Here is a 1,308-nt window from a genome sequence, read left to right as displayed (position 1 = left end):
TACAGGGTCGTCGAGATAAATCCGGAAATTTTTAAATCTTAATTATAAGAAGGAAATAGACAAAACTAATAACTATATTACAATAAAAATTGGTACACAACTAAATGAATGTATAAAGTTTAGTATTATTCGATGTGATCACCATTATTGGTCACAACCGCCTCGAGCCGGGCTCGGAATGTGCTGCATCCTCGCTTGACTTCGTCCCCGTCCAATTTCGTCATTACCTGTATAATGCCATCTTGTAAGGATCTGATTGTGTTATGTGGTTTTGAGTTAACTTGTGACTCAACCACGCCCCATAGGTAATAATCGAGAGGATTGCAATCCGGACTGGAGGGAGGCCATAAATCAGGTGACCAATGGTATGGCAGATTTTCGTAAAGCCATGCTTGTGTCTTCCTTGCTTTATGAGCAGGAGCCGAGTCTTGTTGGAAGACATACAATCTTCCATCAGCTATTTTGTCCATCCACGGTTTGACAACTGCATCTAGTACACCGATATAGGTATCAGCATCCACTTTAAGACCACGTTCGAAAAAGTGAGGTGGCATTACGTGGCCTTCACTGCTAACCACGCCTAGCACCATGACTGAAGCTGGAAACTTAGAATGCATAGAGGTAGGAACTTCAGAAATATTTTGGCATATCCACCGGTCATTTTTGCGATTAACTTTTCTGTCCTGAATGAAGATTTTTTCGTCAGAGAAGAATCTGAGGAAACCAGAGCTTTCATGCTTCAAATCATTCACCAAGGCTGATGCTTTCATTTTTCTATTTAATTTATCTCTCTCTGTCAACAGATGTCGCCTTCGAAGCACATATGATTTGTAACATATGTCCTTATTTATCGCTATACTAATAGTTGACCTCGCCACTTCCATTTCTTTTGCCAGATTGCTCATTTTTCGACTGCCATCTTCATCAATTTCACTTCTCAACTTAGCCAGGAAATCTTCGTTCCGTTTGCAGTCTGATCGTTGATTGTGACATTTTCTTTTGGCATTTAATGCTTCCTTGTCCTTGGTTTCCCTATACCTCTTTGCCAAGTCATAAACTTGGGTCTTGTTGTACCCAAACCATTTAATTATTTCTTTTGGCATTCTTCCGGCGCGAAGTGATTCCAACACTGCGACTCTTCGGTCATATTCTGAAGCCATAACTAATATTAAATAATTCAAATTTAAATAATCTATTTTGTTGATAATTTAGCTTACTTAAACAAAAATAATTTTATTGATTACTCAAATAATCTTCTTTTAATACAACTTTAAAAATTTTCCGGATTTATCTCGACGACCCTGTATA

1 protein-coding gene is annotated in these 1,308 nt (G+C 38.2%); it reads right to left on the bottom strand.

Annotation, left to right across the window (positions count from 1 at the left end; translation table 11 throughout):
- Positions 1-125: 125 nt before the first annotated feature.
- Positions 126-1,127 (bottom strand): hypothetical protein, encoded by a 1,002-nt coding sequence (locus ACAX61_RS19530; protein WP_370716204.1) that lies wholly within the window; start codon positions 1,125-1,127, stop codon positions 126-128.
- Positions 1,128-1,308 lie beyond the last annotated feature (181 nt).

It is taken from the genome of Sphingomonas sp. IW22 (genome assembly GCF_041321155.1).
In the GTDB taxonomy this organism is placed as follows: Bacteria; Pseudomonadota; Alphaproteobacteria; order Sphingomonadales; family Sphingomonadaceae; genus Sphingomonas.
This window is presented reverse-complemented; position numbering and strand designations above follow the sequence as displayed.